The 13,319-nt window shown below is 73.6% G+C and carries 10 protein-coding genes; 4 read left to right on the top strand and 6 right to left on the bottom strand.

Annotated features, from left to right (window positions below; genetic code table 11):
* The first annotated feature begins 191 nt into the window (after positions 1-191).
* Together ACWD4O_RS27680 and ACWD4O_RS27675 are read left to right on the top strand one after the other, a co-directional pair.
* A complete protein-coding gene (locus ACWD4O_RS27680) occupies positions 192-1,355 on the top strand; it encodes an exonuclease SbcCD subunit D (RefSeq protein ID WP_451283794.1) in 1,164 nt (387 codons plus the stop codon).
* A complete protein-coding gene (locus ACWD4O_RS27675) occupies positions 1,352-4,381 on the top strand; it encodes an AAA family ATPase (RefSeq protein WP_451283792.1) in 3,030 nt (1,009 codons plus the stop codon). The genes ACWD4O_RS27680 and ACWD4O_RS27675 overlap by 4 nt, the downstream gene beginning before the upstream one ends.
* Here the strand turns inward: ACWD4O_RS27675 and ACWD4O_RS27670 are convergent.
* Positions 4,342-4,788, bottom strand: coding sequence for an Lrp/AsnC family transcriptional regulator (locus ACWD4O_RS27670; protein WP_451283790.1), 447 nt, complete (start codon positions 4,786-4,788; stop codon positions 4,342-4,344). The two genes, ACWD4O_RS27675 and ACWD4O_RS27670, sit on opposite strands and share 40 nt — an antisense overlap.
* A 146-nt stretch (positions 4,789-4,934) precedes the next feature.
* Between ACWD4O_RS27670 and ACWD4O_RS27665 the strand changes: the two genes are divergently transcribed.
* Positions 4,935-5,417 carry a rhodanese-like domain-containing protein gene (locus ACWD4O_RS27665; protein WP_451283788.1) on the top strand — a complete coding sequence of 161 codons (483 nt, stop codon included), beginning with the start codon at positions 4,935-4,937 and terminating at the stop codon, positions 5,415-5,417.
* A gap of 25 nt (positions 5,418-5,442) precedes the next feature.
* On the opposite strand, the gene ACWD4O_RS27660 is transcribed toward ACWD4O_RS27665, so the two are convergent.
* Together ACWD4O_RS27660 and ACWD4O_RS27655 are read right to left on the bottom strand one after the other, a co-directional pair.
* Positions 5,443-7,149, bottom strand: coding sequence for a DUF885 domain-containing protein (locus ACWD4O_RS27660; RefSeq protein WP_451283786.1), 1,707 nt, complete (start codon positions 7,147-7,149; stop codon positions 5,443-5,445).
* Positions 7,150-7,182: 33 nt separating this feature from the next.
* On the bottom strand, positions 7,183-7,674 hold the full coding sequence (locus ACWD4O_RS27655) for an Lrp/AsnC family transcriptional regulator (RefSeq protein WP_358808147.1): 492 nt from the start codon (positions 7,672-7,674) through the stop codon (positions 7,183-7,185).
* A 60-nt stretch (positions 7,675-7,734) separates the two neighbouring features.
* On the opposite strand from ACWD4O_RS27655, the gene ACWD4O_RS27650 reads away from it, so the two are divergent.
* Positions 7,735-8,928, top strand: a complete 1,194-nt coding sequence (locus ACWD4O_RS27650; protein WP_451283783.1) for a trans-sulfuration enzyme family protein — start codon at positions 7,735-7,737, stop codon at positions 8,926-8,928.
* A 51-nt stretch (positions 8,929-8,979) separates the two neighbouring features.
* On the opposite strand, the gene ACWD4O_RS27645 is transcribed toward ACWD4O_RS27650, so the two are convergent.
* The 3 genes from ACWD4O_RS27645 to ACWD4O_RS27635 all read right to left on the bottom strand — a co-directional run bounded on the left by ACWD4O_RS27645 (position 8,980) and on the right by ACWD4O_RS27635 (position 13,212).
* On the bottom strand, positions 8,980-10,353 hold the full coding sequence (locus ACWD4O_RS27645) for an N-acetyltransferase family protein (RefSeq protein WP_451283949.1): 1,374 nt from the start codon (positions 10,351-10,353) through the stop codon (positions 8,980-8,982).
* Positions 10,354-10,597: 244 nt separating this feature from the next.
* On the bottom strand, positions 10,598-12,184 hold the full coding sequence (locus tag ACWD4O_RS27640; protein ID WP_451283781.1) for an alkaline phosphatase D family protein: 1,587 nt from the start codon (positions 12,182-12,184) through the stop codon (positions 10,598-10,600).
* A 197-nt stretch (positions 12,185-12,381) separates the two neighbouring features.
* On the bottom strand, positions 12,382-13,212 hold the full coding sequence (locus tag ACWD4O_RS27635) for an alpha/beta fold hydrolase (protein WP_358808150.1): 831 nt from the start codon (positions 13,210-13,212) through the stop codon (positions 12,382-12,384).
* Positions 13,213-13,319: the final 107 nt, after the last annotated feature.

The following is a 13,319-nucleotide window of genomic DNA, read 5'->3' as shown; positions in this document are numbered from 1 at the left end:
CTGCCCCCGGCCTGACCGGGTCCTCTCGGTCGAGCGCATACGAAGGCCCCGCCGGACGTCCGTGTGACTCCGGTGGGGCCTTCGCGGGTGGCTGGAGGAGTTAGCGTGGTGGGTGTTGACGACGAGCCGTACGGGTTCGTGCCGGTTCCAGAGATGCAGCAGGGGTAAAAAGTGCAGTTCAGGGGGATTTCGTGAGAATACTGCACACCTCCGACTGGCATCTGGGCCGGGCGTTCCACCGCGTGAGCATGCTCGGCGCCCAGGCCGAGTTCATCGCCCACCTCGTCACGACCGCGCGCGAGCGCGAGGTGGACGCGGTGGTCGTCTCGGGAGACGTGTACGACCGCGCGGTGCCCCCGCTCGCCGCGGTCGAGCTGTTCGACGACGCACTGCACCGCCTCGCCGACCTCGGCGTGCCCACGGTGATGATCTCCGGCAACCACGACTCGGCCCGCCGGCTCGGCGTCGGCGCCGGGCTCATCGACCGCGCGGGCATCCACCTGCGGACGGACCCGACCGCCGCCGGCACCCCCGTGATCCTCGCCGACGCGCACGGCGACGTCGCCTTCTACGGTCTGCCCTATCTCGAACCCGCCCTGGTGAAGGACGAGTTCGGCGTGGAGAAGGCCGGCCACGAGGCCGTGCTCGCCGCCGCCATGGAACGCGTCCGCGCCGACCTCGCCGCCCGCGCGCCCGGCACGCGCTCGGTCGTCCTCGCCCATGCCTTCGTCACCGGCGGAGAGCCCAGCGACAGCGAGCGCGACATCACCGTCGGCGGGGTCGCCTCCGTGCCCGCCGGGGTCTTCGAGGGCGTCGACTACACGGCGCTCGGGCATCTGCACGGCTGCCAGACCATCACCGAGCGGGTCCGCTACTCCGGCTCCCCGCTGCCGTACTCCTTCTCGGAGAGCGCCCACCGCAAGACCATGTGGCTGATCGACCTCGGGGCCGCCGGGGAGCTCACCGCCGAGCGCATCGACTGCCCGGTGCCGCGCGCGCTGGCCCGCGTCCGGGGGCCTCTGGAGGAACTGCTCGCCGACCCCGCGCTCGCGCGCCACGAGGAGGCGTGGGTCGAGGCGACGCTCACCGACGCCGTCCGCCCGGCCGACCCCATGGCCCGCCTCACCGCGCGCTTCCCGCACACGCTCAGCCTCGTCTACGCCCCCGAGCGCGCGCCAGACGACCCGGACGTCTCGTACGCCCGCCGCCTCGCCGACCGCAGCGACCAGGAGATCGCCGAGGACTTCGTGGCCCATGTGCGCGGCGCCGGACCCGACGCCCGCGAGCAGGGCGTGCTGCGGGACGCCTTCGACTCCGTACGTGTGGACGACGCGGTACGGGAGGTGGCGCGGTGAGGCTGCACCGGCTCGACCTGACGGCCTTCGGCCCCTTCGGCGGCTCCCAGAGCGTCGACTTCGACGAGCTCTCCGCCGCCGGGCTCTTCCTGCTACACGGACCGACGGGCGCCGGCAAGACCTCGGTCCTGGACGCCGTCTGCTACGCGCTGTACGGCTCCGTGCCCGGCGCCCGGCAGAGCGCCGGCCAGGGCATCAACCTGCGCAGCGACCACGCCGCGTCCGGCCTGCGCACCGAGGTCGTCCTCGAACTCACCGTCGCGGGACGCCGGCTGGAGGTCACCCGGCAGCCGCCGTACGAGCGGCCCAAGAAGGGCGGCCGCACCGGGACGATGGTCGAGAAGGCCGCGAGCGGGCTGCGCGAGTACGACGCGGTCGCCGGCGCCTGGAAGGACCTCAGCCGCTCCCACCAGGAGATCGGCGAGGAGATCACCCAGCTGCTCGGCATGAGCCGTGAGCAGTTCTGTCAGGTCGTGCTGTTGCCGCAGGGCGACTTCGCGCGCTTCCTGCGCGCCGACGCCGAGGCGCGCGGCCGACTGCTGGGCCGGCTGTTCGACACCCAGCGGTTCGCCGACGTCGAGAAGCGGCTCGCGGAACGCCGCCGCACCACCGAGGCACGCGTGCGTGAGGGCGACTCCGCGCTGCTCGCCGACGCGCACCGGATGCAGCAGGTGGCCGGGGACGCCATGGAGCTGCCCGAACTCGCCCCTGGTGAACCGGGCCTGGCCGAGGCGGTGCTGGCCGCGGCCGCCGTCGCCCGCAGCACCTCCCGCGAGCTGCTGACGAACGCCCACTGCGGCCGTCTCGCCGCCGAGTCCGGGCAGGCCGCGGCGGAGCGCGCCCTGGCCGACGTCCGCGAACTCGACCGGTTGCAGGGGCGGTTCGGGCAGGCGCAGGAGCGGGCCCGGCTGCTTCAGGAGCGGGCCGGCGCGCATCAGGAGGCGCAGGCGCGGATGGAGCGCGGGCGCAAGGCGGAGGCGGTGGCGCCGGCGCTGGAACTGCGCGAGGCCGCCGACGCCGAGCACACCGGGGCGTCCGCACGTGCGGCACACGCGCGTGCCCTGCTCCCCGAGCGGTTCGCGGACTCCTCGGCCGCCGGGCTCGCCGCCGCCGCCCGCCGGGCCGCCGAGGAGCTGGGCGGGCTGGAGTCGGCCCGCCGGGGCGAGCGCCGGCTGGCCGACCTGGCCGCCGAGCGGACCGGGCTGGACCGGCAGGAACGGGACGACGGGGAGGTCCTGGCGGAGAGCGCGGGCTGGCTCGCCGGCTGGGACGAGGCCCGCGCCGCGCTGCAGGCCCGTATCGAGTCCGCCCAGGAGGCCGCCACCCACGCCGAACAGCTCGACGGCCGGCGCGAGCCCGCCCGCAAGCGGCTCGCGGCCGCCCGGCGGCGCGACGAACTGGCCCGGGACCTGGAGACGTCCCGGCACACGGCCCTCACCTCCGGCGAGCAGGCGCAGACGGCCCGCGCACACTGGCTCGACCTCAAGGAACAGCGGCTGAACGGCATCGCCGCCGAGCTGGCCGCGACGCTGAAGGACGGCGAGGCCTGTGCGGTCTGCGGAGCCGTCGAGCATCCGGCCCCGGCCCGCAAGGACGCCGGGCACATCGACCGCGAGGCCGAGGAACAGGCCCTCGCCGCCTCCCGGCGCGCCGACGAGCGTCACGCGCAGGACGAACGCGCCCTCGGCGCCGTGCGGGAGGAGCTGGCGGCAGCCGCCGCCGAGGCGGGCGACACCCCGACGGACCGGCTCGCCGCCGAGGCCCGGGAGGTCGAGCAGACCTACGCGCAGGCCCGCCGGGACGCCTCCGCGCTGCACCCCGCGCGCGAGGAACTGCGCCAGGCCGAGCAGGAGCACGAACGCCGGACGGCGGCACAGCGCGAAGCCGAGGTGAGGGCCGCGTCCCGGGTGGGGCACCGGGAGCGCCTGGAGGCCGAACGGTCCACGCTGGAGGAGGAGTTGACACAGGCCCGGGGAGCGGCGGAGAGCGTCGCCGCGCGGGCGGCCCAGCTGGAGCAGCGGGCGGCACGGCTCACCGACGCGGCCGACACCGCCCGCGTCGCCGACGAGAGCGCCGAGCGTCTCAAGGCCGCCGACGGACGCCTCGACGAGGCCGCGTTCCGGGCCGGCTTCGACACCCCGCAGGCCGCCGCCGGCGCCCTCCTCGACGACACCGCCCACCGCGAGCTGCAACGGCGGCTGGACGCCTGGCAGTCCGAGGAGGCCGCCGTACGCGCCGTCCTCGCCGAACCGGACACCGTGGCCGCGGCCCAGCAGCCGCCCGCCGACGTCGAAGGCGCCGACCGGGCGGCCGGTCAGGCCGCCGAGCGGCTGCGCCGGGCCGCCTCCGCGCAGGACGCCGCCGCCCGCCGCTGCACCGAACTCGACCAGCTCTCCGCGCGCGCGGAGAGCGGCGTCCGCCGCCTCGCGCCCCTGCGCGACGAGTACGACCGCGTGGCACGCCTGGCCGGACTGACCGCCGGCACCTCCGCCGACAACGAGCGCAAGATGCGGCTGGAGGCGTATGTCCTGGCGGCCCGTCTCGAACAGGTGGCCGCCGCCGCGACCGTACGGCTCCAGCGCATGTCCTCCGGGCGCTACACCCTCGTCCACTCCGACGACCGGGCCGGCCGCGGGCGCAGCGGGCTCGGACTGCATGTCGTCGACGCCTGGACCGGGCGCGAGCGGGACACGGCCACGCTGTCGGGCGGCGAGACGTTCTTCGCCTCGCTCGCCCTGGCCCTCGGCCTCGCCGACGTCGTCACCGACGAGGCGGGCGGGGTCCGCCTCGACACCCTCTTCATCGACGAGGGGTTCGGCAGCCTCGACGACCAGACGCTCGACGAGGTCCTCGACGTCCTCGACTCCCTGCGCGAACGCGATCGCAGCGTCGGCATCGTCAGCCATGTCGCCGACCTGCGGCGGCGGATCCACGCGCAGCTGGAGGTCGTCAAGGGGAGATCGGGGTCGACGGTGCGCCAGCGCGGCTATCTGCCGAGCGGGCGGCGGGGGAGCGGTGAGGAGTAGACGACGCTGGTGGTGACCGATCCCAGCGCGCCGATCTTCCCCGACACCTCCTCCAGGTGCCGCATCGAGCGCGCGGTGACCTTGATCACGAAGCAGTCGTCGCCCGTCACATGGTGCGCCTCCAGGATCTCGGGCGTGACGGCCACCAGGTCGTGGAACGGTCGGTAGTTGCCGTTGGGGTAGCGCAGCCGGACGAAGGCCAGGATCGGCAGCCCCAGCCGCTCGGGGTCCACGACGGCGGCGTACCCCTGGATGACGCCCGCCTCCTCCAGCCGCCGCACCCGCTCGGTGACGGCGCTCGGCGACATCGCCACGGCACGCGCCAGGTCGGCGAAGCTGGCCCGGCCCTCGCGCTGGAGGACCTCGAGGATGCGCCAGTCCGTGGCGTCCGGGGAATACGCGGTCATGGACGAGAGATAGCAGGGGAATCCCCGGCGGAGCAAGGTGCACGCCGTGGAATGCCCCTTCAGGGAGATGATCACCGGCCGTAGATTTCTGGTCATCGGCAACCAGTCGGAGCAACCAGTCAGAACCGCCACGGAGAGGCCCCGCGATGACCGTCACCACGACCACCGTCAACCCCGTTCTGCGCGTCGCCCCCGCCGCCCCGGGCGAGGCCGCCGCATACTTCCGGGCGAGCCTCGTCTTCCACGCCGACGTCTCCGACGTGGCCGCGGCCCTGGCCGCCGACGGCGATCCCGGCTTCGTCGTCCTGGACTCCCGCTCCACCGAGTCCTGGGACCAGGGCCACATCCCGGGCGCCGTCCATCTGCCCACCGCGCTCATCCCCGAGCAGGCCGCACAGCTCGTCGACCGCAGCGTGCCGGTCGTGACGTACTGCTGGGGTCCCGGCTGCAACGGCGCGACCCGCGCCGCGCTCGCGCTCGCCGAACTCGGCTACCAGGTCAAGGAGATGCTCGGCGGCTTCGAGTACTGGGCGCGCGAGGGCTTCGCGTACGAGACCTGGGAGGGCCGTGAGCGGCGCGACGCCGACCCGCTCACAGCCCCCGTGGACGCGGAGAACTGCGGTTGCTGACAGCCCTCCGCCCCTATGGCAGGGCTCAGAGCGCGGCCAGTTCGTCCACCAGGTCGTCCAGCCCCAGCGAACCCTGCGAAAGGGCCGCCATGTGCCAGGACTTGAGGTCGAAGGCGTCGCCATGGCGTGCGCGGGCCTTCTCCCGGCCCAGCAGCCAGGCCCGTTCGCCGAGCTTGTAGCCGATCGCCTGGCCGGGGATCGTCAGATAGCGGGTCAGCTCGCTCTCGACGAAGTCCGCCGGGCGGCTGCTGTGCCCGCCGAAGAACTCCTGCGCCAGCTCCGGGGTCCAGCGCTCACCCGGGTGGAACGGAGAGTCCGCCGGGATCTCCAGCTCCAGGTGCATGCCGATGTCGACGATGACCCGCACCGCCCGCATCATCTGCGCGTCCAGATAGCCGAGCCGCTGCTCCGCGTCGGTGAGGAAGCCCAGCTCGTCCATCAGCCGCTCCGCGTACAGCGCCCAGCCCTCGACGTTGGCGCTGACTCCGCCGACGGTCGCCTGGTAGCGGGAGAGGTCCCCGGCGATGTGCGCCCACTGGGCGAGCTGGAGGTGGTGGCCGGGGACGCCCTCGTGGTACCAGGTCGAGACGAGGTCGTAGACCGGGAAGCGGGTCTCGCCCATGGTCGGCAGCCAGGTGCGGCCCGGCCGCGAGAAGTCCTCCGAGGGGGCCGTGTAGTAGGGGGCGGCCGCGCTGCCGGGCGGCGCGATCCGCGACTCCACCTTCCGTACCCGCTCGGCGAGTTCGAAGTGGGTGCCGTCCAGCGCGTCGATCGCCTGGTCCATCAGACCCTGCAGCCAGTCGCGGACCTCGTCGACGCCCTCGATGTGCTTGCCGTGCTCGTCGAGGTGGGCCAGCGCCACCCAGGGCGTGGCCGCGCCCGGCAGGATCTTCTCGGCCTCCTTCTTCATCTCGCCGAGCAGCCGGTGGTACTCCGCCCAGCCGTACGCGTACGCCTCGTCGAGGTCGAGGTCGGTGCCGTTGTAGTAGCGGGACCAGCGGGCGTACCGCTCCCGGCCGACGGTGTTCGGCGCGCCCTCGGCCGTCGGCGCGTACACCTCGCGCACCCAGTCCCGCAGCTCCACGACCGCCGCCGTCGCGGCCCGGGCCGCCTCGTCCAGCTCGGCGCGCAGCGCCTCGGGCAGTGCCTCGGAGCCGGTGGCCACGAAGTCCTCGAACCAGCCGCGGCCCGCGCCGTCCGTGTCCGACCACTGGGTGAGCTGTTCGACGAACGTGGCGGTCGGCCGCGGAGCCGCGTACAGCTTGCGTTCCAGGCCGAGCGTCAGGGACTCCCGGTAGCCGGCGAGGGCCGTCGGCACCGCGCGCAGCCGTTCGGCGATCGCGGTCCAGTCGTCCTCGGTCCGGTTGGGCGTCACGGTGAACACCTCGCGCACATGGTGCGCCGGCGTGGACATGTTGCCGACGGCGCGCAGGCTTTCGTCGGCGTCGTGCACCGCGAGTTCCGCGGTCAGGCGCTCACGCAGCAGGCGTGCGCACCGGCGCTCGATGCCACTGTCCGCGCCCGGCCTGCGCTCCGCCTCGCCGAGTCTCGCCAGGGTGTCCCGCGCGAGCCGCGCGAGTGCCTCCTGGCCCGTGGGCGAGTAGTCGGGCAGACGGCTCGAACTCTCCTGCACACCGAGGTACGTCCCGGTCACCGGGTCGAGGGCGATGAGGTCGTCGACGTAGGCGTCGGCGACCTCGCGGGGCAGCGGGCTGCTGGTGGTCTGTGACATGGGCCCCATCCTGGTACGCGGCGGCGGCTCACGTCACGGCGTTTGTCCCGATGTCGCCGGTGGCAGCAGCGGTCCGCACTCCCACTGCTGGAAGATCAGCCGGGTCTCGACGCGGGCGACCTCCCGCCGGGCGGTGAACTCGTCGAGAACGAGCCGCTGCAGATCCGCCATGTCCGCGACGGCGACATGGACGAGATAGTCGTCGGGCCCCGTGAGGTGGAAGACGGTCAAGGCCTCGGGCAGCGCCCGGATCCGCTCCACGAACGGCCCCACCAACTCCCGTCGATGCGGCCTGACCTGCACGGACAGCAGCGCCTGCAGCCCGCGCCCGAGCTTGGCCGGATCCAGTCGCAGCTGATGCCCGAGGATCACGCCCGAGCGGCGCAGCCGCGTCACCCGGTCCAGGCACGTCGACGGCGCGACGCCGACCTGCGCCGCGAGGTCACGGTAGGTCATCCGGGCGTCGTTCTGCAGCAGCCGCAGCAGCTGCAGATCGACCGGGTCCAGTACGACAGATTCGGCCATCGATCGAACGTAGCACGGACATCTGTTCCCTACGCCCGTCCGATGTTCACCCTGCGATGCATGGACTCAACCGCTGCGAGCACGCACGCGTACGACGGCGTACGCACGTCTGGAGCGCCCCGCGCACTGGCCACCGAGGCCGTGCACGCCGGGCGGGACGACCTGGCCCGGCAGGGCCTGCACGCCCCGCCCATCGACCTGTCCACCACCTACCCGTCCTACGACAGCCGAGCCGAGGCCGCCCGCATCGACGCGTTCGCCGCGACGGGCGCGGAACCGGACGGCCCGCCCGTCTACGGCAGACTCGGCAACCCGACGGTCGCCCGCTTCGAGACGGCCCTCGCCCGGCTGGAGGGCGCCGAGAGCGCCGTCGCCTTCGCGAGCGGGATGGCCGCGCTGACCGCGGTGCTGCTCGCGCGCGCCGCCATGGGCCTGCGGCACGTCGTCGCCGTGCGCCCCCTCTACGGCTGCAGCGACCATCTGCTGACGGCGGGGCTGCTCGGCTCGGAGGTCACCTGGACCGACCCCGCCGGCATCGCGGACGCGCTGCGCCCCGACACCGGGCTGGTCATGGTCGAGTCACCGGCCAACCCGACGCTCGCCGAGACCGACCTGCGGGCCGTCGTCCACGCCTGCGGCTCGGTCCCGCTGCTCGCCGACAACACCTTCGCCACGCCCGTGCTCCAGCGCCCCGTCGAGCAGGGCGCACGGCTCGTCCTGCACAGTGCCACCAAGTACCTGGGCGGCCACGGGGACGTGCTGGCGGGCGTGGTCGCCTGTGACGAGGAGTTCGCCGGGCGGCTGCGGCAGATACGGTTCGCCACCGGCGGCGTGCTGCATCCGCTGGCCGGCTATCTGCTGCTGCGCGGCCTCTCGACGCTTCCGGTGCGGGTGCGGGCAGCCTCCGCGACCGCCGCGGAACTGGCCCGGCGGCTGGCCGCGGACCCGCGGGTCGCCCGCGTCCGCTATCCCCGCATCGGCGGCGCGATGATCGCGTTCGAGGTCCACGGCGACCCGCACGAGGTGATCGCGGGCGTCCGTCTCATCACCCCGGCTGTGAGCCTCGGCAGCGTGGACACGCTCATCCAGCACCCGGCCTCCATCAGCCACCGCATCGTGGGCGAGGAGGAGCGCCGGGGCGCGGGCGTGAGCGACCGGCTGCTGAGGCTGTCGGTCGGGCTGGAGGACGTCGAGGATCTGTGGGGGGATCTGCAAGGGGCTCTGGGGGCGTCGAGGGCGTCCGTCACCGTGTGAGGAAGGCCCGGCGGTGTACCGCCGGGCCCCTCTCGCGTGTTGCGTTCCGGGTCAGTCGCGCCCGACGCACTCGCCGTGCCGCCGGGACGTCTCGCGTGCCGCGCTCTTCTCCAGGCGCGCGGTGATCACGAGCGTCCCCTCCTCGATCTGGTAGTCGAGGGGCAGCCCGAGGCCGCGCATGGCGGAGACCATGCCGGTGTTCGAGGACTGCGTCACGGCGTACACGCTCTCGCAGCCCGCCTCGACGGCCATCGCCACCAGCCGGCCGAGCAGTTCGGCGCCGATTCCGCGCCGCTGCCACTCGTCCTCGACGAGCAGCGCCACCTCGGTCTCGTCACCGTCCCACAGGAGGTGCCCCAGCCCGACGATCCGCCCGGAGCGCGTCCGCACGGCGAGGGTGCGGCCGAACCGCGGGCTGAGCAGGTGGTTGAGGTAGCGGTCCGCGTCGCCGACCGGCCCGTGGTAGCGCATCGCGAGGGTGCGCGCCGAGCACCGCTCGTGCATCGCCTTCGCCGCCTCCAGATCACCGGTGTCGGCCCGGCGCACGGTGATGTCGTTGCCCTCGGGCAGCGTCAGCACGTCGTGGCCGCCCGGGATCCGCGGGCCCAGCCGCGCGTCCAGCTCCACCAGGGCACGCACGCGTGCGAACTCGGTCGGGGTGAACGGCAGGTACGGCCGCTCCACGGTGATCACTCCGCCTTCCGGCGCCCGCAGGCGCATCACGGTGTCCTCCAGGACGCCCTCCACGGGCACGGCCTGCGCCCCCCGGCCGCTCTTCCCCGACACGGCGGGCAGCGAGCGGATCGTGCACCGGCCCAGCAACTGCCGCAGCGCCAGCGGCAGTTCTGCGGCGTCGAGGGCGGTACGGGCGGCCAGTCCCAGGACCCGGGTCGGCGCGTCCACCAGATCATGGGCGTCGGCCCGCTCGATCCAGGTGCTGCTGCCGCCCGCCAGCGCCACCGCTCGGGTGATCTCGGCCGCCGCGAGGGCGCCCGGGGCGCGCAGCAGGAACTCGTCCACGGTTTCCGCGCCGAGCGGATGCGTCTGCAGGCTGAGGATGTCCACCCGGTGGCCGGCCAGCGCCGCGCAGAGCGCGGCCAGCGACCCCGGGGCGTCCTTCACGGTCGTCCGCATCCGCCACAGGGCGCTCTCCTCGGCGGCGACTCCGGAGGGGAGCTCTGCCGGCCCGGCCTGCGGCTCCGCGGAGTCCGGCCGGGCGTCGGTATCACCCGGGGGCGGCGCGTGACCGTGGCGGCGTGCCCACCATGTGTGGAACCCGGCCGTGGCGACGAGCAGGGCCGCGGAGACCGACAGCAGCGCCGGACCGTCGGGTCCGTGCCCCACCAGGTTCGCCACGCCGTCGGCCACCGCGACGGCCGTGAAGAGCGCGGCGAGTTCCACCACGTCCCGCCGCCAGTGGTGCACCGGGCGTCCGCGCTTCGTGCGCGTCACATCAGACATGTCTCGAGTCATGCAGCCACTGTGGACGAACGGTGTTGCGTGATCACGAACGCCTTGTGACTGACGGGTTAAGGCTGCTAATGCCCGTTTTGTTAAGTCTTCCACTTCTTCTACGATCACAATCCGAACCAGGAGTCACGACAGCACCGCGCACCGGGGGATGACGCCGGTGCGCGGTACATGCTTTCGAGGGTACCGGGGCGCCGGACTACTGTCCGACCCGTCCCGGCTGCAGCACCTTCGTGAACAGCACGGTCCCGTCCTGCTCGCGCAGACGCACCGTCAACTCGCCGCTGTCGCCGTCGATGTCGACCTCGCCGAAGAACTGGTAGCCGCCGGCGGGCGACACGTTCGCCGCGGTCGGCGCCTTCACGAACACCCGCTCCGGACCGAAGGTGCCGTCCAGCGCATTGGCCGGGAAGGCGCCCGCGTTGAGCGGACCGGAGACGAACTCCCAGAACGGCTCGAAGTCGGTGAACGCGGCCCGCGACGGCTGGTAGTGCTGCGCCGAGGTGTGGTGCACATCGGCCGTCAGCCACACCGTGCCCGTGATCCGCCGGTGCTTGATGTACCGCAGCAGTTCGGCGAACTGCAGCTCACGGCCCAGCGGCGCACCCGGGTCGCCCTGCGCGACGGCCTCGATGTTCGCCCTGCCCTCGGTGGCGTCCGGCACGACCAGCCCGAGGGGCATGTCGGCGGCGATCACCTTCCACACCGCACGCGACCGCGACAGCTCCCGCTTGAGCCACTCCAGCTGCTCGGCGCCGAGGATGCCCTGCGGGTCCACGGTCTGGTCGTCGGGCGAGTTGGCGTTGCGGTAGGTCCGCATGTCCAGCACGAACACGTCGAGCAGCGGCCCGTGGCGCATCACGCGGTGGACGCGGCCCTCCTTGGCGCCCGGACGCAGGGTCGAGATCGGGTAGTACTCGCTGAACGCCCGCCGGGCGCGCGCCGCGAGCACGTCGACGCTCTTCTCGGTGTACCGGGGGTCGGAGTCGGTGATCACCTCGCCCGGGTACCAGTTGTTGCGGACCTCGTGGTCGTCCCACTGGATGATCGACGGCACCTGGGCGTTGAACCGGCGCAGGTTCTCGTCGAGCAGGTTGTAGCGGAAGTTGCCGCGGAACTCCGCGAGCGTCTCGGCGACCTTGGACTTCTCCTCGGTGGTGACGTTCCGCCAGAGGGTGCCGTCGGGCAGCGCCTGGGTCGCCGAGATCGGGCCGTCGGCGTAGATGTTGTCGCCGCTGCACAGGAAGAAGTCGGGGTCGAGCCTGGCCATCGCGTCGTAGATGCGGTAGCCGCCGAGCTCCGGGTTGATGCCCCAGCCCTGGCCCGCGAGGTCCCCGGACCACAGGAAGCGCACCCCGCGCCGACGCCCGACGGGCACCGTGCGGAACGTGCCGGTCACCGGCTCGCCGGTGCGCCGGGGGTCGTCCGGGTCGGCGAGCAGCACGCGGTAGTGGATCTGCTCGCCGGCCGGCAGCCCGTGCAGCCGGGTCGTGCCGGTGAAGTCGCTGCCGGCGCCCAGCAGCGGACCGTGCCAGCGGCGGGCGCCCCGGAACGACTCGGTGGCCGCCGTCTCCACGACCATCCGCGCCGGACGGTCGGACCGCACCCACACCAGCCCGGAGTCGGACGTCACGTCCCCGGTCTGCACACCCCAGCCCGCCTTGGGCCGCCCGGACAGCGCGAACGCGGGCGCCGCGCCGACGGCGGCGGGCAGGGTCAGGGCCGCGGACGCGGCGAGCGAACCACGCAGGACGCTGCGGCGCCCGGGGAACGGACGGTGTGACATGGAAGAGCCTCCTGGGACGGGAACCAGCCGGTGTGCACAGCCACAACTACTGGTGCGCCGCAGCGCCCACGGAAACCGCAAGTGAACAACTGGCCGCCCGAACCGGCTGCTTCGGCCCCGACCGGGCCGCCGACCGCGCCCCGGGTCGGGGTCGGAGTCGTCCCGGGGCCGGGGCGTCGCAGCATGCGCCCCAGGTCTCAGCGGCTGCCGTCGAGGATCAGGCGCGCGACGAGCGCCGGGTCGTCGTTCATCGGGCAGTGACCGCAGCCGGGCAGCCGCACCAGACGCGCGGCCGGGATGATCTGCTTCACACGGACGCCCTGACGGCGCACGAGCAGCCAGTCCCGGGTGCCCCAGCCGACCGTGACCGGGACGCCGGGAAGGTCGTCGGTGAACCGGACGGTGGCGCCGGCCCGCAGGGTCTGGTCGAACCCGGTCGCCTGGGCCAGGGCCAGCGTCTCGGCGACCACGGCCTCGGGGGAGCGGCGGCTCGGACGGGCGTAGATGGTGCTGGTGAGGGCGGTCCGGCCGGCCGCCGTGCTCGCCAGTCGCTCGACGAGGGGCAGCGGCATCCGGCGGGAGATCTGCCGCATCGTGAGCAGGACGCCGAACGCGTAGCGCCGCTCGGCCTCCGACCAGAACCCGGCCGGGGACAGCGCGGTGACGGTCCGTACGAGCTTCTCGCGGCCGAGCTCCAGCGCGAGCAGACCGCCGAGCGAGTTGCCCGCCACATGGGGGCGGTCCAGCTCCAGCGCCTCGCAGAATGCGCCGAACACGCCGGCCGTCGTGGGCAGGTCGTAGGCGAGGCCGTCCGGCAGGGCGGGGGAGACGCCGAAGCCGGGCAGGTCCACGGCGATCACGTCGCGCTCGGTGGCCAGGATGTCCACCACCGGGTCCCAGGCCTGCCGGTGGTGGCCGATGCCGTGCAGCAGGAGCAGCGGCTCGCCCTTGCCCACGCGCGCGTAGGAGACCGTGACGGACTGCGGCCCACTGGGGGTGGGGACCGGGAAGGAGACGGTGGCGGACATGGGGAGCTCCTCGTCTGGGAGGTCTGGCGGCGATGTCTGCGGCGACGTCCGGCGGCGGACGACTGGCCGGCGGACGACGTAGACAGCTTGTCAGCAATTGCTACTGG

It is taken from the genome of Streptomyces sp. NPDC002623 (genome assembly GCF_053592635.1).
This window is presented reverse-complemented; position numbering and strand designations above follow the sequence as displayed.

Bases quoted from the DNA above. Each gene is read 5' to 3' on its own strand.
- ACWD4O_RS27670 (WP_451283790.1), bottom strand. From the start codon at position 4,788: ATGACCGCGTATTCCCCGGACGCCACGGACTGGCGCATCCTCGAGGTC.
- ACWD4O_RS27660 (WP_451283786.1), bottom strand. From the start codon at position 7,149: ATGTCACAGACCACCAGCAGCCCGCTGCCCCGCGAGGTCGCCGACGCC.
- ACWD4O_RS27665 (WP_451283788.1), top strand. From the start codon at position 4,935: ATGACCGTCACCACGACCACCGTCAACCCCGTTCTGCGCGTCGCCCCC.
- ACWD4O_RS27655 (WP_358808147.1), bottom strand. From the start codon at position 7,674: ATGGCCGAATCTGTCGTACTGGACCCGGTCGATCTGCAGCTGCTGCGG.
- ACWD4O_RS27635 (WP_358808150.1), bottom strand. From the start codon at position 13,212: ATGTCCGCCACCGTCTCCTTCCCGGTCCCCACCCCCAGTGGGCCGCAG.
- ACWD4O_RS27650 (WP_451283783.1), top strand. From the start codon at position 7,735: ATGGACTCAACCGCTGCGAGCACGCACGCGTACGACGGCGTACGCACG.
- ACWD4O_RS27640 (WP_451283781.1), bottom strand. From the start codon at position 12,184: ATGTCACACCGTCCGTTCCCCGGGCGCCGCAGCGTCCTGCGTGGTTCG.